This window comes from Mesorhizobium sp. M7A.F.Ca.US.008.03.1.1 (genome assembly GCF_003997495.1).
Lineage (GTDB): Bacteria > Pseudomonadota > Alphaproteobacteria > Rhizobiales > Rhizobiaceae > Mesorhizobium.
The window spans coordinates 263263-288806 of sequence record NZ_RZRU01000004.1 but is presented as its reverse complement, the minus strand read 5'-3'; the positions used below and the strand labels follow the sequence as shown (position 1 = coordinate 288806).

Sequence of the window (25544 nt, the reverse complement as noted above, 5' to 3'; positions counted from 1 at the left end):
ATTGGGCCGCATTTCTGCCGATAAGCAGGCGGCATGGAGAGAACAAGCTTCGGGACAATGCTGATTTCGGTTGCATTCCTGGCAATGCTGGCCTGTTCGATCGCGCTGGTGGCCGGGTTTTTCGGAACGCTGCATCCAGCTTTCGATTCCTTCTCGCATTTCCGCGTCCACCTTGCCGTGCTGATGGCGCTTTGCGCACTGCCGCTGCTGGCCACGACATTTCGCCTGCAAGCGGCCGTGGCACTGCTTTTTGCCGTGGCGACCTTCGCCACCACTTCCGGTTCGCTGTCCGTCTCCCGCCTGTGGCCGGTTCAGGCCGCCTATGAAGCCAAGAACGAAGACCGCGCGATCTACAAGCTGCTGCAGATGAACCTGCGCTACGACAATCCGACGCCGAAGAAGGTGCTGTCGCTGATCGGTCGGACCAATCCCGACGTGATCACCCTCGACGAGGTATCGGCGATGTGGGCGACCGAGCTTGGCTATATCAGCAGCGCCTATCCATACCGGATCCTCTGTCCCTATCCCAACGGCGTATTCGGCGTCGCGCTGCTCTCGCGGCGGCCCTTTGCCGCCGGCACCGAGGCGCGTTGCGAAGGGCGCGGCGCCATGGCGACAGCGACCGTCGACTTCGGCGGCATCGACGTCGATGTCGCCGCGATCCATCTCAGCTGGCCGTGGCCACGCGAGCAGTACTGGCAGATCGGCGAGTTGACGGAGCCGCTTTCCGCGCTCGGCGAGACGGCCATCATGGCTGGCGACTGCAACGCTGTGCCATGGAGTGCCGCCGTGCGCCGCGTCGCCTCGCTCGGCGGGCTGACCGTGATGCCGTCCGCCGGACCGACCTGGATTCATATCAAGCTGCCGGATTTCCTGCGGCGCTTCGCCGGCCTGCCGATCGACCAGGTTTTCAGCAAAGGCGGTGTGACCATCCATTCCGCGACACGGCTGGAAGACATCGGCTCGGATCACCTGCCGGTCATGGTGGAGTTCTCGCTCAGGCTGAATCAGCAAAAGCCGCTCGATGAACATGAAACCGCGACCGCGGCCATTGTTCAGACCGGCAAGACGCCAGGCTGAAGGATCAGGGCCTGACCAAAGCGATGACGAGATGCTGGACATGGCCGCCATCGCGATGCTCGCGCGCATCGAAAGCGAGTTGCTTGGCCTCATATGCGGCATTGGTGGCCTTGATGCGCCGCTGTGCCTCGCGACGTGTCTTGTAGCAGGACCCGTCGTCGGCAATCCGGAGGCCGGAGATCGATCTTTCCGTGGCCCGCATCATCTCCCTGGCGATGCGGCCATGTGTTTCTTCATGGGCGCGGACGCCGGCGAAGAACCGCGTCCAGCGCTTCCGGAGCGTCGGCGTGGTGGCCGAGGCGACACGCGGAAACGTATAGAAAAGATTGAGCGTGCCGTTGGCACGCCGCAGGCGGCAGACGCCATTGTCCTGGCTGGTGTCCAGGTCCCAATCCACCGCGTAGCCGGTCAATGCGATGGCGTGCGTCATGAAGCCGTGCTTCGGCCCCTTGCGGTCCATCGCCTGCACCAGCGCCAGCCCCGTGTTCCCGGTGATGTCGTAGGTCCGCGTCTTGACCACCACCCTGGTGCCGGCAGAAGCTGCCGGCGCCAAACTGAACAGCGCACCGATCGCCACAAGGCATGCCAGAACCGCCAGGCGCATTGGCCATCTCCTTATCGTCAAGGAATGGAACCATAAGCGCGCGGCAGTTTCAACAGTCCTAATGTTTCACATGCCACGGGAGACCCGAGCCATCGTCGGGGCACGCTGTGGCCGGCGCGTGCCTACATGCCCTGGTAGACCGGGCCTTCGCCGCCTTGCGGCGGCACCCAGTTGATGTTCTGGTTCGGGTCCTTGATGTCGCATGTCTTGCAGTGGACGCAGTTCTGCGCGTTGATGACGAAGCGCACATCCTTGGCCGTGGGATCGGCGGCGGCATTGCCGTCCTTGTCGACCCACTCGTAAACCCCGGCCGGACAATAGCGTGTCGAGGGACCCGCAAAGATATCGTGCTCGGAACGCTTCTGCAGCTCCATGTCGCCGACAAGCAGGTGGACCGGCTCGTTTTCCTCGTGATTGGTGTTGGACAGGAACACCGAGGACAGCCTGTCGAAGGTCAGCACGCCATCGGGCTTCGGATAGGCGATCTTCTTGTGCCGGGCGGCAGGCTCGAGCGTGGCATAGTCGGCCTTGCCATGCTTCAGCGTGCCGAAGGGCGAGACACCGAAAAGCGTGTTCAGCCACATGTCGAGGCCGCCGAAGCCGACACCGACGATGGTGCCGAAGCGCGACCACAACGGCTTGACGTTGCGCACCTTCTTCAAATCCTTGCCGATGTCGGTCGCGCGCCAGGCTTCCTCGTAGGAAGCGAGTTCGTCGTTGGCGCGCCCGGCACCGATCGCCTCGGCGACATGCTCGGCCGCCAGCATGCCGGACAGCACGGCATTGTGCGAGCCCTTGATGCGCGGCACGTTGACGAAGCCCGCGGCACATCCCATCAGCGCACCACCAGGGAAGGACAGTTTCGGCACCGACTGCCAGCCGCCCTCGGTGATGGCGCGCGCGCCATAGCCCAGGCGCTTGGCGCCCTCGAAGGTCCCGCTGATTGCCGGATGGGTCTTGAAGCGCTGGAATTCCTCGAACGGCGACAGATAGGGGTTCTTGTAATTGAGGTGGAGGACGAAGCCGACCGCCACCTGATTGTCCTCGAGATGGTAGAGGAACGAGCCGCCGCCGGTCTTCAGGTCGAGCGGCCAGCCGAAGGAATGCTGGACCAGCCCCGGCCGGTGGTTCTCCGGCTTGACCTGCCAGAGTTCCTTCAGGCCGATGCCGTATTTGCCCGGTTCGCGGCCATCGGAAAGCTTGTATCTGGCGATCAGCTGCTTGGCGAGCGAGCCGCGAGCGCCCTCCCCGATCAGCACATATTTGCCCATCAGCGCCATGCCGGGTGCGAAACCCGGACCGTGCGTTCCGTCTTTCTCGACGCCCATGTCGCCGGTGACGACGCCGGTGACGGCGCCTTGCTCATTGTAGAGCAGGCCGGCAGCGGCAAAGCCCGGATAGATTTCGACGCCGAGCGCTTCGGCCTTGGTCGCCAGCCAGCGGCAGACATTGCCTAGGGAGACGATGTAGTTGCCGTGATTGTTCATCAGCGGCGGCATCAGCATGTTGGGCAGGCGAAACGAGCCGGCAGGACCAAGGACCAGGAAATGGTCCGCGGTGACCGGCGTCTTGAAGGGATGGCCGTCCTCGTCGCGCCAGCCCGGCAAGAGCCGGTCGATGCCGATCGGATCGACAACGGCGCCGGAAAGGATATGGGCGCCGACCTCACCGCCCTTCTCCAGGACGACGACCGAAAGCTCGGGATTGACCTGCTTGAGGCGGATGGCGGCGGCGAGGCCCGCCGGTCCGGCGCCGACGATAACCACGTCGAATTCCATGCTTTCGCGTTCGATGTCGCTCATCAACCCCTCCGCACTGGCTTATCCCATTCGGGTATCTTGCTGGCTCCCGCGCTGCATAGCGCATCAATTGACGACAGGAAACCGGCGCATACGTGACAATGCCGTTTTGGCCAAAAAGTCGCGCATTGCGACGCTGGAAGACTGCTTTTCGTCCGGCATTGCCTCCCGGGCGCGCGTTTTTAATTGTTCGACGGCTTGCTTATCGGCCATACTTCACGCCATGCGCATTCCTGGGCCAGCCGGCTTTTCATCGACGCGCTTTCTTTTCCCGTCCGGCCGGACCTGCCGGGCGCTCCTTTTGGCCCTTCTGATGCTGTCGCCGCATCACGCTGCCGCCGACGAAGTGAAGGTCTGGGCGGCAGGCGCCTACTCCTTCTCCGACGAGCTTGGCGGCTTCCGCATCACCGGCGCCTCGGGCATCGGGACGAAGGACGATCCGTTCGTCATCACCGAAGAGCTGAATTCGTCAACGCCGGTGACGCTGACGATCCGCACGACAAAGCCGATCCAGGCCTTCGGCAAGGCCGGCGAATTCGCCAACGGCATGATGTATATGCGCATCGAGGTGCTCAACAACAGCGGCCAGGCCTGGATCGAATTCCAGTTCGAATTGCAGGAGATCCTGAACCAGCCGAGCGTGTTCGGCGACGGGCTTTCCTTCGATCAGCGCAACAAGACGCCGGACAATATTTTGTCGAGCAATTTCGCCGATTTCGATCGCGATTTCGAACCCTATGACCGGCTGCTGTTCAGGAATGGCAGGGTCGACCCGCTGAAAACCGCCAGCTTCGAATTCCTGATGACCGACTACACGCCCAGATGGACCTTCTATCTGGTGCAGGATCCGCGCATACCGACGGGGTAAACACGATAGGAATTTTTTCTTGACTCGGTGCCCTCAGCTATGGTACATATTCGTCCATGGTGCTGATTTGCGCCAGAGACCCGCCGCACAGGCGGGTTTTTCGTTTGATGCTCCGTCAGCCAACGCGCCGGCGAAAAGCTCCGAAGGAACCCGTTAACCCGAGTTCGTTGCCCTGGTAGAGAAGCTGCCAGCCTTGCAAATTGCCGCCACGCGGACGAATGTGAATCGATGACTGCCGCTTCCCCAACCAACAGACCGGACATCGCAGACCTACTGGCGTTTTACGCCAGCGTGGGCGTCGACGAGGCGCTTGAAGACCAGCCGGTGAACCGGTTTGCCGAGGCTGCGCCAAAGCCGATGGAGCGTGCGCCGACGGCGGCGCCTTCGGGCGATAGCGCGGCACCGCAGCGTTCGGCCAGTATGTCTCGCTCTGAAACCGGCGATAGACCAAGTGCGCCGCCCGTTGCGCGGCCGTCTGCGACGACCGCGGTTCCCGACGAAGCGCAGGCGGCACTGGCTCGCCAATTGGCGACGACAGCAACGACGCTGGACGAGCTTCGCCAGCACATGGCGGCATTCGAGGGCTGCAATCTCAAGGCCACCGCCAAGAGCCTGGTATTCGCCGACGGAAACCCGGAAGCCGCCGTCATGCTGGTCGGCGAGGCACCCGGCCGCGACGAGGACATTGAGGGCCTGCCCTTCGTCGGCCGATCGGGCCGGCTGCTCGACCGCATGCTGGCAGCGATCGGGCTCGACCGCACCTCAGTCTATATCGCCAATGTCATCCCTTGGCGGCCGCCGGGCAATCGCACGCCGACACCGCACGAAACCGAGATCTGCCGGCCGTTCATCGAACGACAGATCGAACTGGTCAATCCGAAGGTGCTGATCAACCTTGGCGGCCCGTCAGCCAAGACCCTGCTCAACACCTCGGAAGGCATCTTGCGGCTGCGCGGCAACTGGCGCGTCCACACGACGGCGTCCGGCATCGCCATCCCGGCCATGCCGACGCTGCATCCGGCCTATCTCCTGCGAACCCCGTCGCACAAGAAGCTGGCGTGGCGGGATTTCCTCGAAGTCAAGGCGAAGCTGCGTGCGCTCACCTAGCGATAACCTCGCAGGTAATTGAAATGCCTTCATCACCTGCCTAACCATGCCCTCATGACAACAGCCCAAACCTCCGCCGGCAGCCTCATTCGCGAGTGGCGCACCCGCCGCCGCATGTCGCAGCTCGACCTCGCCATGGAGGCCGAGATCTCGCAGCGGCATCTGAGCTTCGTCGAAAGCGGCCGCGCCGCGCCCTCGCGCGACATGGTGCTGCATCTGGCCGAGCAATTGTCGATACCGCTGAGGCAACGCAATCAATTGCTGCTCGCCGCCGGCTTTGCCCCCAGCTTCGGCGAACGCTCGCTTGGCGACGCGGCATTGGCGCCAGCGAAGGCGGCGGTCGAAATCGTGCTCAAAGGCCACGAGCCTTTCCCGGCACTCGCCGTCGACCGCCACTGGAACCTGGTTTCGGCCAACGCTGCCATCGCTCCCTTCCTTGCCGATGTCAGCGAGGCTTCGCTGCTGACGCCGCCGCTCAACGTGCTTCGCCTCAGCCTGCATCCCGGCGGCATCGCGCCACGCATCGTCAATCTCGCGGAGTGGCGGACGCATCTGCTCGAGCGCCTGAAACACCAGAATGACGCGAGCGGCGACGCGGTGCTGATCGAACTCGAGCGTGAGCTGAGGACTTATCCGTCCGGCTTGAAAGGCAGCCGGCCGTCGCCGGTCGAGCCGAATGCCATCGTGCATCCGCTCAGGCTGGCGCATGGCGATCAAGTGCTGTCGTTCATCAGCACCATCACCGTCTTCGGCACGCCCCTCGACGTGACGCTTTCGGAACTGGCGATCGAATCGTTTTTCCCCGCCGATGAAAAGACGAGGACGGTGCTGGTGCGGTTGGCGAAGGAGCGAGCCGAGCTGTCGTAATCACCCTTCCGGCAAAGATGCCTTGCGCGTGCGGGTGCGCTCCAGGCCAAGCTGGCGTTCGCGCCAGATGATGAAAATGCCGGCGGCGACGACGATCAGGCCGCCGACAAGCATATGGGGCGTGGCGACGTCGCCGAAGACGAGATAGCCGACGACGACGCCGAGGATCATCGACGTATATTCGAACGGCGCCACGACCGAGGCTTCGGCATGGCGATAGGCCGCCGTCATCAGGATCTGCCCGAGGCCGCCGCAGAAGCCGGCGGCAACAAGGAGAGCCGCCTGGAGCGGCGTCAGCGCCTGCCAGCCGAATGGCAGCGACAGCAGCGACATGACGCTCGCCGTCACCGAAAACCACAGCACGATGGTCGCTGTGCGCTCGCTTTGCACGAGATTGCGCACCAAGAGCATGGCGACGGCCGAGATCGCTGCCGCGACAAGAGCGGCCATGACGCCAAGCACTTCCTGGTCGTCGAGCGCCTCGTCGGAACTCAGCAGCGTCAATTCCGGCCAGGAGATGATCAGCACGCCGACCAGGCCGACCGCGACCGCACTCCAGCGATAGACATGGATGGCCTCGCCCAGGAAGATGGAGCTGAACACCACCACCAGCAGCGGCTGCGCATAGTTCAGCGTGATCGCTTCCGGCAGCGGCAGCCGGGTCAACGCAAAAAAGCCGAGCCCCATGGCGCAGACGCCGATCAGGCCGCGGGCGATGTGGTTGAACGGACGCTTGGTGGTGAAGGCAGTGCCGAGTTCCTTCCTGAAGGCCAGGAAGGCGATGATCGGGAAGATGGCGAAGAAAGAGCGGAAGAAGACAATCTGGCCGGCCGGAACCGTGCCTGCGGCTTTGATGCAGGTCTGCATGCCGACGAAGACCGCCACCGACACGATCTTGAGCATGATGCCGGTAAGCGTGTCGTGCCCGCCAGCATCATCGCTGGCTGTGGCCGAGGGGCTGCCGGGGCCTGCTGTCACGCTCCCGACGCTTCCCGGATCGTCGCCCAGATACGCGCCGGCGTTGCCGGCATGTCGATGTGTTTGACGCCATAAGCGCGCCAGAGCGCGTCGGTCACCGCATTGAGTGCCGCCGGGGTCGAGCCGATGGTACCAGCCTCGCCCGCGCCCTTGATGCCGAGTGCATTGGTGGTCGAAGGCACGTTGCGGGTCTCGAAATGGAAGAACGGGAAATTGTCGGCGCGCGGCATGGCGTAATCCATGAAGCTCGCCGTCAAAAGCTGTCCGTCCTCGCCATAGATAGTGTCCTCGGTCAGGGCCTGGCCGACACCTTGCACGACGCCGCCATGCACCTGGCCGGCGAGCAGGATCGGGTTCACGGTGACGCCGAAATCGTCGACGATGGTGTAGCGGACGATCTCGGTGGCGCCTGTGTCGGGATCGATCTCGACCTCGCAGATATGAGTGCCGTTGGGATAGGTGCATTCGTCCTGCACGAACTCGCCAAAGCCCTTGAGATCGTCTGATGTCTTGGCGGCCTTGGCGATGGTGGAAAAATCAATCGAGCGATCGGTGCCGACGATGCGGGCAACGCCGTCGGCCAATTCGATGTCGCCAGCAGAAGCCTCCAGTTCGTCGGCTGCGATGCGCTTGATCTTGTTGGCCAGATCCTCGCCCGCGCGGGAAGCCGATACACCCCCCAGCGGAATGGAGCGCGAACCGCCGGTGCCGCCGCCGGCCTTCAATTCATCGGTATCGCCCTGGCGGACATGGATCTTGTCGATGTCGAGATTGAGCTTTTCCGACAGGAACTGCGCATAGGCGGTGGCGTGCCCCTGTCCGTTGGTCTGGGTGCCGATCTTCAGCGTCACCGTGCCATCGCCATTGAGTTCGACGAAGGCCGGTTCGGAGCCCGGAAAGGCACAGGCCTCGATATAGGTCGCCATGCCGAGGCCGCGGATTTTTCCGCCGGCCTTCGATTGCGCCAGCCGCTCAGGAAACGCTTTCCATTCGGATTGCTCAATGGCGCGCTCCATATGGCCTTCGAATTCACCGGTGTCATAGAGGCGGCCGGTTTGCGTCCGGTAGGGAAATTGCTCCGGCCGGATGAAGTTACGGCGGCGGATCTCCTCGACAGGCAGGCCGACATCATGGGCGCAGGCATCGACAAGCTTTTCCAGCAGGAAGGCTGCTTCCGGTCGGCCGGCACCGCGATAGGCATCGACCGGGCAGGTGTTGGTGTAGAGGCCGGTCACCGAGACGTCGAGCGCCTGGATATCGTAGACACCGGTCGACATGGTGACGCCGATATAGGGGATGAACGGACCGTATTGCGAGATATAGGCGCCGATGTTGGCGAGCAGGTTCACCTTCATACCGAGAAAGCGGCCGTCCTTGTCCAGCGCCATCTCGGCTGTGACGAAATTGTCGCGGCCTTGCGCGTCGGTCAGAAAGTGTTCCGTGCGGTCGCCGGCCCATTTCACCGGGCGGCCCAGCCGCTTTGCCGCTTCCAGCACCAGCGGGTATTCGCGGTAGACGAAGCTCTTCGGCCCGAAACCACCGCCGACATCAGGCGTGATGACGCGCAACTGGCCCTTCTTGATCTTGAACACGCTGGCCAGGATATACTGCATGGAGTGCACGCCTTGCGACCCGGTGGTCAGCACGAAGCGCTTCTCCTCGACGTTCCATTCGCCGATCGCGGAGCGCGGCTCCATGTAGTTGCACACCAGCCGGTTGTTGACGAACTCGATGCGGGTGACATGGGCGGCCTTGGCGAAAGCCGCTTCGGTCTTTTTCTTGTCGCCCATGTGGTAGCTGAAGGCGCGGTTGGAACCAAGCTCCGGCCAGACCAGCGGCGTGCCTTCGGCCAATGCCGTTGCCGTCCCGGAGGCCGCGTCTTCGCCGTCATAGTCGACGTCGATCAGTTCGGCGGCATCCTGCGCCAAGGCTCGGCTGTCGGCGACGACGAAGGCAACGGCATCGCCGACATAGTTGACGCGGTCGCGGCACAGGATCGGGATGTCGCGCGTCGGCGCCTTGGTGCCATCCGGCTGTTCCTGCATGACGCCGGACTTGAGATCGCCGAGATGGGCAAGGTCCTTGGCCGTAAGCACCAGATGGACGCCAGGTGCTGCCTTCGCCGCCTCGGTCGAACCGATGGTGAAGCTGGCCTTGGCGACCGGCGACCGCAGGACATAGCCATGCAGGACGCCAGCCGGCTGGATGTCGTCGGTATAGCGGCCCTGGCCCTGGATGAAGGCGGCATCCTCGCGCCGCAGCACGGATGCGCCCATGCCGAATTTCGGTGTGACGACGGTCATGGATGCCTCGTGATGATGACAGGAGAAGGAACGCCTGAAATAGGCATTGCCTCAGTTTTGTCGAGGGGCCGTTTCGTGTAAAGAGCGCGGACTTCAAATTTCTTGGACCAGCGGACACAATCCGCCGCCAACGCAATCGACAGGAAAACCCACGGAATGCGCACGGACACCGGCCAGGTCTTCAAGCTCGAAGACTATCGCCCCAACGACTACCTCATTCCGAAAACCGACCTTACCTTCCGCCTTTCGCCAGACGCAACGCGTGTCACCGCCGTACTCACGATAGAGCGCCGTGACGCCGTCTCCGTGTCGGCACCGTTGGTGCTCGACGGCGACGGGCTGACGCTCAAGCGCATCGAGATCGACGGCAAGAAGCTAAAACCGGCCGATCTGCTGGCGACGCCTGACCAGCTGACCATCCTCAAGCCGCCGGCGGCGCGCCGCTTCCAGTTGCTCATCGAGACCGAGGTGGCGCCGGCGGGCAACGAAGCCCTGATGGGCCTCTACCGCTCGAGCCATGTCTACTGCACGCAATGCGAGGCCGAGGGCTTTCGCCGCATCACCTATTTCCTCGATCGACCCGACATCCTGTCCGTCTACACGGTGCGCATAGAGGCAGTGCGTGACGAAGCGCCGCTGCTCCTGTCCAACGGCAACCCGGTCGACAGAGGTGACCTCGGCGACGGCTGGCACTATGCAGTGTGGCACGACCCTTTCCCCAAGCCATCCTATTTGTTCGCGCTGGTGGCCGGCAATCTCGGCCAGCTTGCAGACGGTTTCGTCACGCTATCGGGCCGCACGGTCGAACTCGGCATCTATGTAGAGCCCGGCAAGGAGAAGCTGGCCGGCTACGCGATGGATGCTCTGAAGCGGTCGATGAAATGGGACGAGGAGGCGTTCGGCCGCGAATACGATCTCGACGTCTTCAACATCGTCGCGGTGTCAGACTTCAACATGGGAGCGATGGAGAACAAGGGCCTCAACATCTTCAACGACAAATATGTGCTGGCCGACCGGGAGACAGCGACGGACGCCGATTTCGCCAATATCGAGGCGATCATAGCGCATGAGTATTTCCACAATTGGACAGGCAACAGAATCACTTGCCGCGACTGGTTCCAGCTCTGCCTGAAGGAAGGCCTGACGGTTTTCCGCGACCACGAATTCTCCGCCGACCAGCGTTCGCGCGCGGTCAAGCGCATCGCCGAAGTGCGCACCTTGCGCGCCCACCAGTTTCCCGAGGACCAAGGCCCGCTGGCGCATCCGGTGCGGCCGCGCCGTTACCGCGAGATCAACAATTTCTACACCGCGACGGTCTACGAGAAAGGCTCCGAAGTGGTGCGGATGATCCGCACAATTCTCGGTGCCGACGTCTTTCGCGCCGGCATGGACCTCTATTTCGAGCGGCACGACGGTGACGCGGCGACGATCGAGGATTTCATCAAGGTGTTCGAGGATGCGTCCGGCCGCGACCTGTCGCAGTTCGCGCTCTGGTATCATCAGGCGGGAACGCCGAACCTGACGATCAGTTCGACGCACAATCCGGCGGCGCAGGAGTTCACGCTCGAAATCGAGCAGTCGGTGCCGCCGACCCCCTCCGAAAGCCGCAAGCGGCTGATGCACATCCCGCTCGCTTTCGGCCTGATCGGCGCCGGCGGCAAGCCTGTGGAGTATAGCGGCGTCGAGGGCGCCAGCGTCGAGGACGGCGTCATCCATATCCGCAAGCGCCGTCACATGGTGCGGTTTTCAGGCGTCACTGAGCGCCCGGCCGTGTCGCTCAACCGCGGCTTTTCGGCGCCGGTGACATTGTCCGTCGAGCAGAAAGCCGACGACCAGTTCTTCCTTGCCCGCCACGACAGCGACGCCTTCTCGCGCTGGCAGGCCTTCAACACATTGCTGACCGATGCATTGATCTCAGCCTTCCGCGAGATCCTCGGCGGCAAGCAGCCGGCCTTTGCGCCGCGGCTGATCGAACTCGCCGGCAGCATCGCCGGCGACGAAGCACTGGAGCCGGCCTATCGGGCGCTGGCGCTGGCGCTGCCCGGCGAAGCCGACATTGCCCGCGACATCGGCAGGAACATCGACCCCGATGCCATCTATGCGGCCCGCGAGGCACTGGCGTTGGCGATCGGCACTGCGAACGGGGACGTTTTTTCGGGCCTCTACCGCGGCCTTGCCGACAGAGACGCGTTCAGCCCCGACGCGGCGAGTGCCGGACGACGCGCCTTGCGCAACACCTTGCTGGATTATCTGTCGCTGCAGCCGGGCGGAGCGGCACTCGCCGCCCGGCATTTCCAGTCGGCGACCAACATGACCGACCGCGCGGCAGCACTTGCCGCGCTCGCGCATCGTCACCACGGTTCGCCCGAGGCGGTCGAGGCGCTGGCGGCTTTCGAGGCGACCTATGGGTCCGACCCGCTGGTCATGGACAAATGGTTCCAGATCCAGGCCAGCGTTCCGGGGCCACAAACCGTCGACACCGTGAAGGCCCTGACCAATCACCCGGCCTTCTCGATGGGCAATCCTAATCGGGTGCGCTCGCTGATCGGCACCTTCTCCAGCGCCAACCAGACCGGCTTCCATCGTGCCGACGGCGAAGGCTACTGGTTCTTTGCTCAGACCGTGCTTGAGGTTGAAAAGCGCAACCCGCAAGTGGCGGCAAGGCTGGCGACGGCGCTCAGATCCTGGCGTTCACTCGAACCTTTGCGGCAAGCCAAAGCCAGGGAAGCGCTGCTGTCGATCGCCGGCGCCGAAAACCTGTCGGCGGATCTGCGGGATATCGTCGAGCGCACGCTGGCGTAGGGAGAGCGATCTCCCCTTGTGCCCGGCAGGGCAGAGGGGGGCGTAAAGGATCGCCGACGTTTGATTTTACTCACTCAAACTACGTCTCATGGCTTACGCGCAATGACCGACTGACAGGCCAGCGGGACAGCGCCCCCCTCTGTCCTGCCGGACATCTCCCCCACGAGGGGGGAGATCGACCATTTGAGCATTATTTTAGTCTATTTTTAATCTTTTTTGGCCGGACCACTGGACAAGGCGAATCACCTTTGATTCTTTACTGACGATTCGGAAGTGCGGCGTTTGCCGGATCACCAAGCAGCATAGGCAATTCGGGGAGTGCCATTTATGGCGAAGGCGGACGCGTGGGGCGCGCCCGGAGGGACGGTTTTTGCGCATCGCGAGACGCGCGGCGACGGTCTTGCCGGGAATACGCGGCTCATCGCCGAACCGGCCTACCGGCGGCTCCTGGCCGCCGAGCCGCTGCTGCGCCGATCGATACCCGTCCTCATCATCACCTTCCTGATCGTCATCGCGGCGCTGCGCGTGCTGTCGCTGATGAACGAGCGCGACGATGTCGAGCGCAGTGCCAAGGCGATCCTGACGCTGGCGGCGGGCCAGCTGGCCAGTTCGCTCGCCACCACCTCGGAAACGGTGCCCGGCGCCATACAGGATCTGCTGGAGACCACCAGCCGTCAGGGCGCGATGGGCCGCAGCCATGTGCTTGTCATCACCGACAGCGCTTTCAAGATCGTCGCGGTGACGCCTCGCTCCATGCCATGGCAGGGCCATTCGCTCGACGGCCTCGTCGAGGGCGGCCAGCCCTTGTTCATGTTCGGTGATCGTGCCGGCGTCATGGACGTCAACATCGACGGACGGGATTGGTACGCGGCGGTCAGCCTGGCGAATGGCGGAAAGGGTGCATCGGCGGCCCTGGTGCCGCAGGACGCGGTTTTCGATGCCTGGCGCAAGACTGTTTCGCTGAACGTCACCCTGTTCGTGCTGACGGCCGGTGTGCTGATCGTCATCCTCTATGCCTATTTCGGCCAGGCGGCACGTGCGCAGGCGGCTGACCGCATCTACCTCGAAGCGCATCAGCGCATCGACATGGCCTTGGTTCGCGGCCGCTGCGGCCTGTGGGACTGGGACATGGTGCGCGGCAAGATGTACTGGTCGCGCTCGATGTACGATATGCTCGGCTACAAGCCCTGCGACACGATGCTGTCCTTCGGCGAGGTCGATCAGATCATCCATCCCGAGGACGGCGACCTGTTCGAGCTCGCCAACAGAATCGTCGCACGTGAGATCGATCACATCGACCAGGTGTTCCGCATGCGCCATGCCGACGGCCAATGGGTATGGATGCGCGCGCGGGCACAGGTCATCGATCCGGAGGCCCCGGAGATCCAGCTGATCGGTATCGCCGTCGACGTCACCGAACAGCGTCATCTGGCGCTGCGTTCCGAGGCTGCCGACCTTCGCCTCAGAACGGCGATCGAGAACATCAACGAATCCTTCGTGCTGTGGGATTCGGCGCAGCGCCTGATCATGTGCAATTCCAAATACCAGCAGGACAACGGGCTTTCGGACCGCGACGTGATGCCGGGCACCGCGCGCGCGGCGCTGGAAGAACGCATGCTGGCCTTTGCTTCCGAACGGCGGCTTGCCCACACCAGCGGCCTGCAGGGCGGCGCCACTTTCGAGCGGCAGTTGGCCGATGGCCGCTGGCTGCAGGTCAACGAACTGAAGACCCGGGACGGCGGCATCGTCTCGGTCGGTTCCGACATCACCCAGATCAAGCTGCACCAGGAGAAGCTGGTCGACAGCGAGCGACGGCTGATGGCAACGATCCACGACCTCAGCCTCGCCCGCCGGGCCGAAGAGGAGCGTTCGCGCGAACTGGTCGACCTCAACCGCAAATACATGAAGGAAACCGAACGCGCCGAAGCGGCGAACCGGGCCAAATCCGAATTCCTGGCCAACATGTCGCATGAGTTGCGCACGCCGTTGAACGCGATCATCGGCTTCTCCGAACTGATGGAACAAGGGCTGTTCGGCCCGCTCGGATCGGAGCGTTACGAGGAATATGCCACCGACATCAACAGCAGCGGCAAATATCTCCTGGGCGTCATCAACGATATTCTCGACATGTCCAAGATCGAGGCTGGCCAGTTCTCGCTGGACCGGGAAGAGATCGACCTCGGCCCGCTGATCAGCGAAACCGTACGCGTCGTCTCGCTGCAGGCGGCGCAAAAGGCCATCACCGTGGAAACACGCATCGCCGACGCGCTGACGCTGGTCGCCGATCGCCGTGCGATCAAGCAGATCGTCATCAACCTCTTGTCCAATGCGGTGAAGTTCACCGGCCAGGGCGGCCACATATCGGTCAGGGCCCGCAACACATCCGGCGCGCTGGTGCTGACGATCGAGGACAATGGCTGCGGCATCCCCAAGGAGGCGCTGGGTAAGCTCGGACGGCCCTTCGAACAGGTGCAGAACCAGTTCTCCAAGAGCCATGCCGGGTCCGGCCTTGGCCTTGCCATCTCACGTTCGCTGGCCGAGCTTCAGGGCGGCGCGCTGAAGATCCGGTCGAGCGAAGGTGTCGGCACGATCGTGTCGGTGCGTATTCCGGTGAAGAAGGCGGTGCCGGCGATCAGGGTCGCGGCCTGAGGATTTCATCGCCATCCCAGCCTGACGCCATTTCCCTCCGGAACGGTCGCGAGGTGAGGTGAGACGATTGAGAGAGCACCAACAAGGTGCGGAAGAAGGTCGCAAAAGCTGACCCTGCTTCACGGTCATCCCGTACGAAGCAAAAGGTCGAAGTCTTTCCTGACCTTCTGCGACGTCTCCTTGAGGTGTGCTTCCAGCACACCGAAGTCCGGCAGGTCGGTCACCGCCAGAAGCAGATCCGAAAGTCCCGGCGGAACGTCGTCGCGTTCGAAGGCTCCGGTGAGGCACAGCCGCGTCATCTGGGTCAATGCCAGATAGAGTGCGTAGGCGTCGCCAAGCTCTTGCCTGATCCCGGCATCGGCGAAGCTGGGTGCAAGGCGCGACAGGATCTCGGCCGTGCCGGTAACACGCGGCCCGGCCCCGACCTGCCCGGTGATGACAGCCACCTGGGCGATGAATTCGAGATCGATCAGGCCGCCGGGGATCAGCTTGATGTCCCACAGGTCGCGCGGCGGCTTTTCCTTCTCGATCATGGTCCGCATGTCCGCGGACTCGGCCTTCACTTTTGCCGTATCGCGCGGCTGGTCCAGGACCGCCGCCACTTCCGCTTCAACCTCGCCGCACAGGCTGGCGTCACCGGCAATGGCGCGGGCGCGGGCCAGCGCCATGTGCTCCCAGGTCCAGGCCTCCTGGCGCTGGTATTTCTTGAAGGCATCGATATGGGTGGCCACGGGACCCTTGTTGCCGGATGGCCGCAGGCGCAGGTCGAGTTCGTAGAGCACGCCCTCCGCCGTCGGCGCCGACACGGCCGCGATCAGCCGCTGCGTCATGCGGGTGTAGTAATGCGAAGGCGCCAGCGGCTTGTCGCCATCGGACTCTTCGGCATCCGGCGCGTGGTCGTAGAGCAGGATCAGGTCGACATCCGATCCGGCGGTCAGCTCGCGGCTGCCGAGCTTGCCCATGCCGAGCAGCGAAACCACGCCGCCGGCAATGGTGCCGTGGCGCGCCGCGAACTCGGCCGTCACCGCCTGCAACGCAGCCTCGATGGTGAGATCCGCCAGATCGGAAAAGGCGCGGCCGGCGCGCGCCGGATCGATCGAGCCGGCGAGCAGCCGGACGCCGATCAGGAATTTGTGCTCGGAGGCAAAGATGCGCAGCCGGTCGAGCACGTCTTCATAGAGCCGGTCACCCTCGACAAAGGCGGAAAGTCGCGCCGACAGATAGGCGCGGTCCGGTAGCTCCGTCAGCAAGGCCGGGTCGAGCAGACCATCGAAGACATGCGGCCGGCGCGTGATGATCGCCGCCAGCCGGGGCGCGGCACCCATGATCGTCGCCAGGAGCTTCAGCAGGGCGGGATTGGACTGCAGCAGGGAAAACAGCTGGATGCCGGCCGGCAGGCCGGCGAGAAACTCGTCGAAGCGCATCAGCGCTTCGTCGGCCCGGCGCGTCTGGCCGAAGGAGCGCAGCAGCGCCGGCGTCAATTCCGTCAGCCGCTCGCGTGCCTCCGCCGACTGGGTGACACGATAGCGGCCGAAATGCCAGCCTCGGATGACGCGGCAGATGTCGCTTGGCCGCTGAAAGCCGAGGCCGTGCAAGGTCTGCAGCGTATCGGGATCGTCGACATCGCCGGTGAAGACGAGATTGCCGATGCCTGTCGAAAGTTCGGGTGCTGTTTCGAACAGTGCCGCGTAGTGGCGTTCGACCTGCTGCAGCGAGGCGCGGAACGCTTGGGAAAAGGCAGAGGCATCGGCAAAGGCGAGCATGCGGGCGATGCGCTCCAAGCCTTCATCATCCTCCGGCAGCGTGTGCGTCTGCTCGTCGGCAACCATCTGCACGGCATGTTCGACGCGGCGCAGGAACCAGTACTGGCGGGCCAGTGCGTCGCGCGCCTCAGCGGTGATCCAGCCGCGTGCGGCGAGCTGGCCGAGCATCGGCACGGTCTCGCGGCCACGCAATTCAGGGAAGCGTCCGCCGGCGATGAGCTGCTGGGTCTGGACGAAGAACTCGATCTCGCGAATGCCGCCGCGGCCGAGCTTGACGTTGTGGCCTTTTACCGCGATCTCGCCATGGCCCTTGTGGGCATGGATCTGGCGCTTGATCGAATGGACGTCGGCAATCGCCGCGTAGTCCATGTATTTGCGCCAGATATAGGGCTGGAGTTCCTTGAGGAAGGCAGCGCCCGCGGCCAGATCGCCGGCCACCGGGCGTGCCTTGATCATGGCGGCGCGCTCCCAGTTCTGGCCCCGCGCCTCATAGTAGCGCAGTGCAGCCTCAACCGGGATCGCCAGCGGTGTCGAACCGGGGTCGGGGCGCAGTCTCAGATCCGTGCGGAAGACATATCCATGCTCGGTGCGGTCCTGCAGGATGCGCACCAGGCGGCGCGTCAGGCGCGAAAACAATTCGGTGGCGTCGAGCGGGTCGACGACCGCTGGTGCTTCCGGATCGAAGAAAACCACCAGATCGATGTCCGAGGAGAAATTCAGCTCATGCGCGCCGAGCTTGCCCATGCCGAGCAGGACCCAGCCCGACTGTTTCGACGGATTGCCGACGTCCGGCAGTTTGAGTTTGCCCTGACTATCCGCATCGCGCAGCAGGAAGTCGACGGCCGCACGGGTGCAGGCGTCGGCGAGGTCGCTCAACCGCCGGACCGTCAGCGCCGTTTCGGCCTCGCCGGCAAGATCGGCCAACGCAATCAGGAAATGCGCCTCCGCCTTCCACTGGCGCAACTCCATCATCAGGCCGGATTCCGAAAGGGTCTCCGCCAAATGCGCCTGGTCGATGGCGGCGCCGATCGCTTTCAGCCGAGCCTCGACGGGCTGGTCGAACAGCCCATCCAGGATTTGCGGACGGCGACGTGCCATATCGCGCAGGAATGGCGACAGATCGAAGACGGCGGCGAGGAAATCCTGGCCCTCCCCTTTGCCGGCCATGAACTTGGCCAGCCGCGTCAAGCCTTCTTCACGTGCGGCGGAAGCGATCTCAGCCAGTTCCAGCCGCGCACGGTCTTTGTCGAGCGGGGCAAGCCTGGCAGCCGGCTTCAGCAGCCAATTTTTCGCCCTCGCAGCCGTGCTCATCAGTGATCCTCCCGTGCTGGGAAACTCATGACCACGGATAATCCAGGATTGCCAGGCAAGAGTTCAAGCCGGCCATTGTGGAATGTCATGACCGCCTTGGCGAGGCTGAGGCCAAGACCGGAACCCGGCTGCGAACGGCTCTTCTCCAGCCGCACGAAGCGTTCCGTGGCACGCGCGCGGTCGCCATCGTCTGGAATGCCGTGGCCATTGTCGGCAACCGACAGGCGGACGTCCGCACCGGCTCGCTCAAGCGTAACGCGCACCGCCGGCTGGGCGGTGGCGCCGGTCGAATATTTGATGGCGTTGTCGACGATGTTCGACAGCGCCTGGCCGATCAGTTCGCGGTTGCCGTTGACGGACACCGCCTCGCGCGCGTCTGCTTCCAGCGACACACCTGCCTCTTCCGCCACCGGCTCGTAGAGTTCAACGACATCGCGCACGGCCTCCGCCAGATCGACGCGGTTGGTGTTCTCCGAGGAGTAGCCAGCCTCCAGCCGGGAAATCATCAGGATGGCGTTGAAGGTTTTTATCAGCTGGTCCGACTCGGCAATGGTGCCTTCCAGCGCCTGCCGGTAGTCGGTGGGCTTTTGCTTGCCCGAAAGCGTCGCTTCGGCGCGGTTGCGGAGCCTGGTCAGCGGCGTCTTCAGATCATGCGCGATGTTGTCGGAAACCTGCTTCAAGCCTTCGTTGAGCGTGGCTATCCTGGCCAGCATGGCATTGAGATTTTCGGAGAGCCGGTCGAACTCGTCGCCAACCCCAGTCACCGGCAGCCTGCCCGACAGATCGCCGCCCATGATGCGACGGCTGGCTTCCGACACGCTGTCGATGCGCTTCAGCGCGGCGCGGCCGACAAAGAACCAGATCAGCAATCCGCCCAGCCCCATCATGCCGAGCGCCAGCATCAGCGCACGGCGGATGACCGCACGAAACCGTTCCGGCTCGCCGAGGTCGCGGCCGACCAGCATGATCATCTGGTTCGGCAGCCGCAGCACCAGCGCAATGGCGTTGTGGCCCTTTTCGCCCTGCGCCTGCGCATCGTTCTGCTCGGATTGGGTGGTGGCGCCCTGCTCGGCGGGAAGGTTGCGCAGGCGCTCCAGCTCCCCCTCGCCAAAGCGCTGATAAGAGAACGGATTGCTGGTCCAGCCTTCGTTCTCGAGAACACCCGGCTCCAGGCTCTGCACATTGCCGGTCAGGATCTGGCCGTTGGCGTCGGCGATCAGGTAAAGGTTGGCGCCGGGCTGGCGCGAGCGCTGTTCCACCACGCGCACCAGGATCGGCAGGCCACCGCGCTGATAGGCGCGGGCAAGGCCGAGCACTTCGTCATTGATGGTCTCCTGTGTCTGCGCGGTCAGCATTCGCGCCGACAGCGAGGTCATGTAGAAGACGAGCGCCACCGCGCAGAGCGCGAAGAGCAGGAAGTAGAGCGCCGAAAGCCGCGCTGCCGTCGTCTTCATGATGGCTGGCACGGAAAGAGCCATGCCGTCAGAGTGAAATGCAAGAGTATGGAATCAACATTTCACTCTAACCCATTGTTTTGCACATGATGTTTATCCAAAAAGTCTGCAACTTTTTGGCATCATGCTCTAGCCGCTCTTCAGCATATAGCCGGCGCCGCGAACCGTATGCAGGATGGGCTTGTCGAAGCCCTTCTCGATCTTGCCGCGCAGCCGGGAGACATGGACGTCGATGACATTGGTCTGCGGATCGAAATGGTAGTCCCAGACATTTTCCAGCAGCATGGTGCGCGTCACCACCTGGCCGGCATGCCGCATCAGATATTCGAGCAAGCGGAATTCACGCGGCTGCAGCGTTATCTCGCGTGACGCACGGCGGACCGAATGCGACAGCCTGTCGAGTTCGAGATCGCCGACGCGGTAGACGGTTTCCGCTTCCTTGGCGCTGGCGCGGCGGTTCAGCACCTCGACGCGGGCCAGAAGCTCGGAGAAGGCATAGGGCTTTGTCAGGTAATCGTCGCCGCCGGCGCGCAGACCCGTGACCCGGTCATCGACCTCGCCGAGCGCCGACAGGATCAGCACCGGCGTCGTGTTGCCCCTGGACCGGAGACCGGCAATGACCGACAGGCCGTCGCGACGCGGCATCATCCGGTCGATCACCATCACGTCGTAGTCGCCGGCGTCGGCGAGCGCAAAGCCGGTTTCGCCGTCACCGGCGACATGCGCGGTGTGACCGGCCTCGGCAAAGGCTTTCTGCAAGTAATCCGCAGCCTCGCGATCGTCTTCTATGACGAGAATCTTCATAGGGCTGTTATACGCGATTTCGCCGGAAGGTTGAGTGGCAGACATCTGCATTGTGGCCTTTGCCAAAGCGCATCGCGATCAAGATCGCTCAAGGCAGTGCGCGATAAAGCTGCTCGCTGCCGATGTCGTTGGCATCGGATCGCTGAAGCGCTTTTGAAAGTGTGCGGCAGCGGGCGATGGGAAGCCCGCTGCCGCCGGGGGAAGGCGCGATGACTGACTAACGCGCGCTCCTCCATGCTTTCCCGTACGGCGGCTTGGGGTGTTGAAACCGGCGCACTGGAAAAGTCCAACTTGCCGCCGGAACGCCCTCACCCACCTTGGAAAGGCCGAGAACGCTCCGGGACCGACCTCAGCCCTTGGCGACGGGCAGCGCGACGAAACGATTGGTGTCGTCGCGGGTGATCTGCATCAGCACTGCCTTGCGGCCGGATTTGACTGCTTCGGTCATCGCCTTGGTGACGTCGTCGGTGCCGTTCACTTCGGTCGAATTGACCGATGTGATGACGTCGCCCGGCTGGATGCCGCGATCGGCGGCATCGCTGTCGGGATCGACGTCGGTCACCACCAGTCCCTTGCCGTTTTCGGACTTGGTGACGGTCAGGCCGAGATCGGCCAGCGTGTCGGGCTTTGCCGGGGCGGCGGGCTGCGACTGGTCGACAGAGGCCTGCTTGTCGCTCGAGGGCAGTTTGCCGAGATCGACCTTGACCGTCTGGCTCTTGCCGTCGCGCCACACCGTGACATCGACCGACTTGCCGGGCGAGTAGGCGCCGATCAGGCGGGCCAGTTCCTTCGGCGAAGCGACGTCCTTGCCCTCGACCTGGGTGATCACGTCACCGGCCGTGATGCCGGCCTTCTTGCCGGGACCATCGTCCTGGGCGCTGGAAACCAGCGCGCCGTTGTTGGACTTCAGACCAAGCGACTCGGCAATGTCGGACGTAACCGGCTGGATTTCGACGCCGAGCCAGCCGCGCTGCACGGAACCGCTCTTCATCAAGTCCTGAACGACCTGCTTGGCGGTCGAAGCGGGAATGTCGAAGGCGATGCCGACACTGCCGCCGGACGGCGAGAAGATCGCGGTGTTGATGCCGACGACCTGACCGTTGAGGTTGAAGGTCGGGCCACCCGAATTGCCGCGGTTGACCGAGGCGTCGATCTGGATGAAGTCGTCGTAGGGGCCGGCGCCGATGTCGCGGCCGCGGGCGGAGACGATGCCTGCGGTGACGGTGCCGCCGAGGCCGAACGGATTGCCGACGGCCACCACCCAGTCGCCGACGCGAACCTTGGAGTCATCGGCGAAGTCGACATAGGTAAACTTGCCGACGCCGTCGACCTTGAGCACGGCGAGATCGGTGCGCGGGTCGGTGCCGATCAGCTTGGCGTCGAGTTCCTTGCCGTCATTCATCACCACGGTGAAGGCCGAGCCTTCCGAAACGACGTGGTTGTTGGTGACGAGATAGCCGTCATCCGAGATGAAGAAGCCCGATCCCTGGGCAACCGGCCGCGGCTGGCCGTTGTTGCGGTCGCGGTGGCTGAAGCGCCTGTTGCCGCCACCCTGGCCGTCCTGGTCACCAAAGCCACGGAATTCCTTGAAGAAGCGGCGCAGCTGCGGATTGTTCGGCAGGTTGTTCATGCCATCCTGGTCGTCGGACGGGTCGGAGCCGTCATCGGCGGCCGGGCTGATCTTGGCCTTGACCTTGACGCTGACAACAGCGGGAGAAACGCGCTCGACGACATCGGCGAAGCCAGGTACCTGCGGCGCCTCGACGCGCACGGCATCGGCCAGAACAGGGCTGGTTCCGCTGGTCATCGCGCCGACGCCGATCACACCGGCCACAGCGACAGATGCGACGGCAGCCAGGAGACGCTTGCGGGTGACGGAATATGAATTGGGGGCAATATTCATGGATTTCTTATCCTCTTTCAAACGGACGCTGCTTGATCGGCATCCTCAGGAAAAGAGAATTAGAGCGGCACACATTACAGCGCCATTTCCGACACATGAAACTTTGGTAATCTTTGCGGGGGTCAGCGGACGCACAAACCCCTTGGCTGCGATGTCCGATGTGCTATCTTGTACACAACTCAGCACAAGGCTTTCATAAATGGCAGCAAGCACCACCATGACCATCCGGGTCTCTTCCGAAACCAAGCTGAAGCTGGAGCGGATCGCCACCGACACCCGGCGTAGCAAATCATTCCTCGCCGCAGAGGCGGTCTCGGCCTACGTCGATCGCGAACTCGATATTATTGAAGGCATCAAACGCGGCATTGAAGATGCGGCGGCCGGCCGTGTCGTGCCTCACGACGATGCCATGGCGGAAATCGACGCGGTCATCGAATCGGCGGAAGCCAGGCGCTTGGGCAAGGCGTGAAGCGGTTCGTCGCCTGGTCGCGAGAAGCGCTGGACGATCTCAAGCAGCAAGTTGCCTTTATCGCTCAGGACAATCCTGCTGCCGCCCGACGCCTGGCGGATCGTATTCGTGAAATGGGCCGGGGCCTTGGTGATATGGCGACGGGCCGGCCAGGCCGAGTAACAGGCACCTATGAGAAGTTCGTCGGCCGCCTGCCCTACATCATTGCCTATGAGTTGCGCCCGATCGGTGGCCGTCAGAGCGTCGTTATCCTGCGCGTCATTCACACATCGCGGGACTGGCCCTCGGAGGAATGGCCGAGCTAATTGCCCAGTATCTTGTCCAGCGCCGCCTGCTCCTCAGTGGTCAGCGCATTGGTTGCCGTCGAGCGGCGCGACCGCGCGGTCAGCACGATGAAAACGCCGCCCACCAGCAACAGCAGGACAGGTGTGCCCCACAGCAACGCATTGCGCAGGTCGAAACGCGGCTTCAGCAATACGAACTCGCCGTAACGCGACACGACGTAATCCATCACCTGCTGGTCGGTATCGCCGGCGACGAGGCGCTGGCGCACAAGGACGCGCAGGTCGCGGGCAAGGTCGGCATCGGATTCGTCGATCGACTGGTTCTGGCAGACCATGCAGCGCAAGCCTTCCGACAGCGCCCGAGCCCGCGCCTCAAGCGCGGGATCAGGCAGCATCTCGTCAGGCTTCACCGCCAAGGCCGTGCCGGCAAAAAACAGCGCCAGCAGCAGGATAATGGAGGCCAGCGACAGCCGTGCGTTCATGGCAGGGTCGCGGATGGCAACGCGCTCGCCTGCTTGCGCCGCCGCGACGGCGCGCCGACGCGCAGGCGCCGGTCCATCAGCGACATCGCCGCGCCCGCCATCATCATCAGGCCGCCGCCCCAGATCAACGTCACCAGCGGCTTCCACCACAGACGCACGACGACGGACCCGTCCTTGCCCTCGTCGCCGAGCGAGATGTAGAGTTGGGAGAAGCCGATGGTCCTGATGCCGGATTCCGTCGTCGTCATCTGCCGCACCGGATAAAACCGCTTGGCCGAGCTGATTTCGCCGACAGGACTGCCGCTGACGCCGATCAATTCGAAGCGGCCGCGGTCCTCAGCGTAATTCGGTCCCTGGGCCGGATAGAGCCCGACGAAACGCAGTGTATGGCCGGACAGTTCGACGGTCTCGCCGGCATGCATCGACAGGATTTTTTCGGTGCCGAAGCAAAGTGTGCCGACGATGCCGAGCGTGGTCAGGCCGAGGCCGAGGTGAGCGAAGGCAGTGCCGAAGACCGAGCGCGGCAAGCCGAGCAAGCGCCGGACCATGACCCCTGTTGCGACGGTCCGAAAGCCGGATTTGACGGCGAGATCGGTGAGCGCGCCAAGGATCAGCCAGACGGCAAGGCCTACGCCAAGGGCTGCGAACACCGAGGCGCCGTCGAGGAACAGAGCGGTGACCAGCGTCGCCAGCAGCGCCGCTGCAAAGGCCACCATCAGGCGCTGCGCGACGGCGAAGACATCGCCGCGCTTCCAGGCCAGCAACGGCCCGAACGGAACCACGAGCAGCAGCGGCACCATCAGCGGTCCGAAGGTGAGATTGAAGAACGGCGCGCCGACCGAGATCTTGTCGGCTGAAAAGGCTTCGACGGCGAGCGGATAGAGTGTGCCGACGAGGACGGTCGCCGTCGCCGTCGTCAGGAACAGATTGTTGAGGACGAGCGCCCCTTCTCGGGAAATCGGGTGGAACAGGCCGCCGGTCGTCAATCGGGAAGCACGCAGCGCAAACAGCGCCAGCGAGCCGCCGATAAACAGCGTCAGGATGCACAGGATAAACACGCCCCGCGTCGGATCGGTGGCAAAGGCGTGCACAGAGGTCAGCACGCCTGAACGCACGAGGAAGGTGCCGAGCAGCGACAGCGAAAAGGTCAGGATGGCGAGCAGCAGCGTCCAGATCTTCAGCGCCGAGCGCTTTTCCATGACGATGGCCGAATGGAGCAGCGCGGTGCCCGCCAGCCACGGCATGAAGGATGCGTTCTCGACCGGATCCCAGAACCAGAAACCGCCCCAACCAAGTTCATAGTAGGCCCAGTACGATCCCATGGCGATGCCGCCGGTCAGGAACATCCAGGCGACCAGCGTCCACGGCCGTACCCAGCGCGCCCAGGACGCGTCGATGCGGCCTTCGATGAGGGCGGCGACCGAGAAGGAAAAGCAGATCGAGAAGCCGACATAGCCGAGATAGAGAAACGGCGGGTGGATGGCGAGGCCGAGATCCTGCAGGATCGGGTTGAGATCGCGGCCTTCGATGGGCGCCGGGTTGAGCCGGATGAACGGATTGGACGTGGCCAGGATGAACAGGAAGAAGGCGGCGCCGATGGCGCCTTGCACCGCAAGCACATTGGCGCGCAGCGTCGCCGGCAGGTTGGAGCCGAAAGCCGCGACAAGGGCGCCGAAAAAGGTCAGGATAAGGACCCAAAGCAGCATCGAGCCTTCATGATTGCCCCAGGTTCCGGTGATCTTGTAGATCAACGGCTGCAAGGAATGCGAGTTTTCCCACACGCTTGCCACCGAGAAATCGGAGCTTGCATAGGCACTCGCCAGTGCTGCGAAAGACAGCGCCGTCAAGGCAAAGCCGGTCACGGCGACAGGACCGCCGACGGCCATGAGGCGCTGGTTGTTCAGGCGGGCGCCTAACAACGGCACGACCGTCTGCACCAGCGAAAGCGCAAACGCCAGGACGAGGGCGAAATGTCCGGTTTCAACCATGCCCGTGATCCACTGTCGCTCTCCTGCCG

The 25544-nt window shown here is 63.6% G+C and carries 20 protein-coding genes; 9 read left to right on the top strand and 11 right to left on the bottom strand.

Annotated features, from left to right (window positions below):
- The first annotated feature begins 33 nt into the window (after positions 1 to 33).
- Positions 34 to 1080 carry an endonuclease/exonuclease/phosphatase family protein gene (locus EOA16_RS09315; protein WP_127257328.1) on the top strand — a complete coding sequence of 349 codons (1047 nt, stop codon included), beginning with the start codon at positions 34 to 36 and terminating at the stop codon, positions 1078 to 1080.
- A gap of 4 nt (positions 1081 to 1084) precedes the next feature.
- Here EOA16_RS09315 and EOA16_RS09310 read toward each other — a convergent pair whose 3' ends face one another.
- The 3 genes from EOA16_RS09310 to EOA16_RS32565 all read right to left on the bottom strand — a co-directional run bounded on the left by EOA16_RS09310 (position 1085) and on the right by EOA16_RS32565 (position 3696).
- Positions 1085 to 1684 carry a DUF922 domain-containing protein gene (locus tag EOA16_RS09310; RefSeq protein WP_127257327.1) on the bottom strand — a complete coding sequence of 200 codons (600 nt, stop codon included), beginning with the start codon at positions 1682 to 1684 and terminating at the stop codon, positions 1085 to 1087.
- Between the two features lie 122 nt (positions 1685 to 1806).
- The gene (locus EOA16_RS09305) at positions 1807 to 3486 is read right to left on the bottom strand and encodes an electron transfer flavoprotein-ubiquinone oxidoreductase (protein WP_127257325.1); all 1680 of its coding nucleotides are present in this window, start codon (positions 3484 to 3486) and stop codon (positions 1807 to 1809) included.
- A gap of 63 nt (positions 3487 to 3549) precedes the next feature.
- On the bottom strand, positions 3550 to 3696 hold the full coding sequence (locus tag EOA16_RS32565; RefSeq protein ID WP_164754186.1) for a hypothetical protein: 147 nt from the start codon (positions 3694 to 3696) through the stop codon (positions 3550 to 3552).
- A gap of 10 nt (positions 3697 to 3706) precedes the next feature.
- On the opposite strand from EOA16_RS32565, the gene EOA16_RS09300 reads away from it, so the two are divergent.
- The 3 genes from EOA16_RS09300 to EOA16_RS09290 all read left to right on the top strand — a co-directional run bounded on the left by EOA16_RS09300 (position 3707) and on the right by EOA16_RS09290 (position 6325).
- Entirely contained in the window at positions 3707 to 4351 is a 645-nt protein-coding gene (locus tag EOA16_RS09300) for a hypothetical protein (protein ID WP_127257324.1), read from the top strand.
- Positions 4352 to 4579: 228 nt separating this feature from the next.
- Positions 4580 to 5458 carry a uracil-DNA glycosylase gene (locus EOA16_RS09295; RefSeq protein WP_127257322.1) on the top strand — a complete coding sequence of 293 codons (879 nt, stop codon included), beginning with the start codon at positions 4580 to 4582 and terminating at the stop codon, positions 5456 to 5458.
- Between the two features lie 54 nt (positions 5459 to 5512).
- Positions 5513 to 6325: a helix-turn-helix transcriptional regulator gene (locus tag EOA16_RS09290; protein WP_127257320.1), complete on the top strand. Its 813-nt coding sequence runs from the start codon at positions 5513 to 5515 to the stop codon at positions 6323 to 6325.
- Here EOA16_RS09290 and EOA16_RS09285 read toward each other — a convergent pair whose 3' ends face one another.
- Together EOA16_RS09285 and EOA16_RS09280 are read right to left on the bottom strand one after the other, a co-directional pair.
- Positions 6326 to 7228 (bottom strand): DMT family transporter, encoded by a 903-nt coding sequence (locus EOA16_RS09285; RefSeq protein WP_245455896.1) that lies wholly within the window; start codon positions 7226 to 7228, stop codon positions 6326 to 6328.
- Between the two features lie 71 nt (positions 7229 to 7299).
- Positions 7300 to 9606 (bottom strand): xanthine dehydrogenase family protein molybdopterin-binding subunit, encoded by a 2307-nt coding sequence (locus EOA16_RS09280; protein WP_127257317.1) that lies wholly within the window; start codon positions 9604 to 9606, stop codon positions 7300 to 7302.
- A gap of 156 nt (positions 9607 to 9762) precedes the next feature.
- Between EOA16_RS09280 and pepN the strand changes: the two genes are divergently transcribed.
- Positions 9763 to 12408: an aminopeptidase N gene (gene pepN, locus EOA16_RS09275; protein ID WP_127257316.1), complete on the top strand. Its 2646-nt coding sequence runs from the start codon at positions 9763 to 9765 to the stop codon at positions 12406 to 12408.
- A gap of 327 nt (positions 12409 to 12735) precedes the next feature.
- The gene (locus tag EOA16_RS09270; protein WP_127257314.1) at positions 12736 to 15057 is read left to right on the top strand and encodes a PAS domain-containing sensor histidine kinase; all 2322 of its coding nucleotides are present in this window, start codon (positions 12736 to 12738) and stop codon (positions 15055 to 15057) included.
- A gap of 125 nt (positions 15058 to 15182) precedes the next feature.
- On the opposite strand, the gene EOA16_RS09265 is transcribed toward EOA16_RS09270, so the two are convergent.
- From EOA16_RS09265 to EOA16_RS09255, 3 genes are all read right to left on the bottom strand, one after another.
- Positions 15183 to 18131 carry a bifunctional [glutamine synthetase] adenylyltransferase/[glutamine synthetase]-adenylyl-L-tyrosine phosphorylase gene (locus EOA16_RS09265; protein ID WP_127257312.1) on the bottom strand — a complete coding sequence of 983 codons (2949 nt, stop codon included), beginning with the start codon at positions 18129 to 18131 and terminating at the stop codon, positions 15183 to 15185.
- The gene (locus tag EOA16_RS09260) at positions 18131 to 19609 is read right to left on the bottom strand and encodes a HAMP domain-containing sensor histidine kinase (protein ID WP_127257311.1); all 1479 of its coding nucleotides are present in this window, start codon (positions 19607 to 19609) and stop codon (positions 18131 to 18133) included. The genes EOA16_RS09265 and EOA16_RS09260 overlap by 1 nt, the downstream gene beginning before the upstream one ends.
- 105 nt (positions 19610 to 19714) lie before the next feature.
- On the bottom strand, positions 19715 to 20389 hold the full coding sequence (locus EOA16_RS09255; RefSeq protein WP_023812818.1) for a response regulator transcription factor: 675 nt from the start codon (positions 20387 to 20389) through the stop codon (positions 19715 to 19717).
- A 34-nt stretch (positions 20390 to 20423) separates the two neighbouring features.
- On the opposite strand from EOA16_RS09255, the gene EOA16_RS33495 reads away from it, so the two are divergent.
- Positions 20424 to 20546: a hypothetical protein gene (locus EOA16_RS33495; protein WP_281035832.1), complete on the top strand. Its 123-nt coding sequence runs from the start codon at positions 20424 to 20426 to the stop codon at positions 20544 to 20546.
- A gap of 192 nt (positions 20547 to 20738) precedes the next feature.
- Here the strand turns inward: EOA16_RS33495 and EOA16_RS09250 are convergent, their stop codons facing one another.
- On the bottom strand, positions 20739 to 22292 hold the full coding sequence (locus EOA16_RS09250) for a Do family serine endopeptidase (protein ID WP_127257309.1): 1554 nt from the start codon (positions 22290 to 22292) through the stop codon (positions 20739 to 20741).
- Between the two features lie 199 nt (positions 22293 to 22491).
- Here EOA16_RS09250 and EOA16_RS09245 point away from each other — a divergent pair, with 199 nt between their 5' ends.
- Positions 22492 to 22761: a CopG family ribbon-helix-helix protein gene (locus EOA16_RS09245; protein WP_127257308.1), complete on the top strand. Its 270-nt coding sequence runs from the start codon at positions 22492 to 22494 to the stop codon at positions 22759 to 22761.
- Positions 22758 to 23066, top strand: coding sequence for a type II toxin-antitoxin system RelE/ParE family toxin (locus tag EOA16_RS09240; RefSeq protein ID WP_127257306.1), 309 nt, complete (start codon positions 22758 to 22760; stop codon positions 23064 to 23066). The genes EOA16_RS09245 and EOA16_RS09240 overlap by 4 nt, the downstream gene beginning before the upstream one ends.
- Here EOA16_RS09240 and EOA16_RS09235 read toward each other — a convergent pair.
- Together EOA16_RS09235 and EOA16_RS09230 are read right to left on the bottom strand one after the other, a co-directional pair.
- Positions 23063 to 23527: a cytochrome c-type biogenesis protein gene (locus tag EOA16_RS09235; protein ID WP_127257305.1), complete on the bottom strand. Its 465-nt coding sequence runs from the start codon at positions 23525 to 23527 to the stop codon at positions 23063 to 23065. The two genes, EOA16_RS09240 and EOA16_RS09235, sit on opposite strands and share 4 nt — an antisense overlap.
- The gene (locus tag EOA16_RS09230; protein WP_127257303.1) at positions 23524 to 25515 is read right to left on the bottom strand and encodes a heme lyase CcmF/NrfE family subunit; all 1992 of its coding nucleotides are present in this window, start codon (positions 25513 to 25515) and stop codon (positions 23524 to 23526) included. The genes EOA16_RS09235 and EOA16_RS09230 overlap by 4 nt, the downstream gene beginning before the upstream one ends.
- Between the last annotated feature and the right edge of the window lie 29 nt (positions 25516 to 25544).

What these genes read in the sequence shown, in the direction of transcription:
- EOA16_RS09315 (WP_127257328.1), top strand. Translation starts at nt 34, where the DNA reads ATGGAGAGAACAAGCTTCGGGACAATGCTGATTTCGGTTGCATTCCTG.
- EOA16_RS09310 (WP_127257327.1), bottom strand. Translation starts at nt 1,684, where the DNA reads ATGCGCCTGGCGGTTCTGGCATGCCTTGTGGCGATCGGTGCGCTGTTC.
- EOA16_RS09305 (WP_127257325.1), bottom strand. Translation starts at nt 3,486, where the DNA reads ATGAGCGACATCGAACGCGAAAGCATGGAATTCGACGTGGTTATCGTC.
- EOA16_RS32565 (WP_164754186.1), bottom strand. Translation starts at nt 3,696, where the DNA reads ATGGCCGATAAGCAAGCCGTCGAACAATTAAAAACGCGCGCCCGGGAG.
- EOA16_RS09300 (WP_127257324.1), top strand. Translation starts at nt 3,707, where the DNA reads ATGCGCATTCCTGGGCCAGCCGGCTTTTCATCGACGCGCTTTCTTTTC.
- EOA16_RS09295 (WP_127257322.1), top strand. Translation starts at nt 4,580, where the DNA reads ATGACTGCCGCTTCCCCAACCAACAGACCGGACATCGCAGACCTACTG.
- EOA16_RS09290 (WP_127257320.1), top strand. Translation starts at nt 5,513, where the DNA reads ATGACAACAGCCCAAACCTCCGCCGGCAGCCTCATTCGCGAGTGGCGC.
- EOA16_RS09285 (WP_245455896.1), bottom strand. Translation starts at nt 7,228, where the DNA reads ATGCTCAAGATCGTGTCGGTGGCGGTCTTCGTCGGCATGCAGACCTGC.
- EOA16_RS09280 (WP_127257317.1), bottom strand. Translation starts at nt 9,606, where the DNA reads ATGACCGTCGTCACACCGAAATTCGGCATGGGCGCATCCGTGCTGCGG.
- pepN (WP_127257316.1), top strand. Translation starts at nt 9,763, where the DNA reads ATGCGCACGGACACCGGCCAGGTCTTCAAGCTCGAAGACTATCGCCCC.
- EOA16_RS09270 (WP_127257314.1), top strand. Translation starts at nt 12,736, where the DNA reads ATGGCGAAGGCGGACGCGTGGGGCGCGCCCGGAGGGACGGTTTTTGCG.
- EOA16_RS09265 (WP_127257312.1), bottom strand. Translation starts at nt 18,131, where the DNA reads ATGAGCACGGCTGCGAGGGCGAAAAATTGGCTGCTGAAGCCGGCTGCC.
- EOA16_RS09260 (WP_127257311.1), bottom strand. Translation starts at nt 19,609, where the DNA reads ATGGCTCTTTCCGTGCCAGCCATCATGAAGACGACGGCAGCGCGGCTT.
- EOA16_RS09255 (WP_023812818.1), bottom strand. Translation starts at nt 20,389, where the DNA reads ATGAAGATTCTCGTCATAGAAGACGATCGCGAGGCTGCGGATTACTTG.
- EOA16_RS09250 (WP_127257309.1), bottom strand. Translation starts at nt 22,292, where the DNA reads ATGAATATTGCCCCCAATTCATATTCCGTCACCCGCAAGCGTCTCCTG.
- EOA16_RS09245 (WP_127257308.1), top strand. Translation starts at nt 22,492, where the DNA reads ATGGCAGCAAGCACCACCATGACCATCCGGGTCTCTTCCGAAACCAAG.
- EOA16_RS09235 (WP_127257305.1), bottom strand. Translation starts at nt 23,527, where the DNA reads ATGAACGCACGGCTGTCGCTGGCCTCCATTATCCTGCTGCTGGCGCTG.
- EOA16_RS09230 (WP_127257303.1), bottom strand. Translation starts at nt 25,515, where the DNA reads ATGGTTGAAACCGGACATTTCGCCCTCGTCCTGGCGTTTGCGCTTTCG.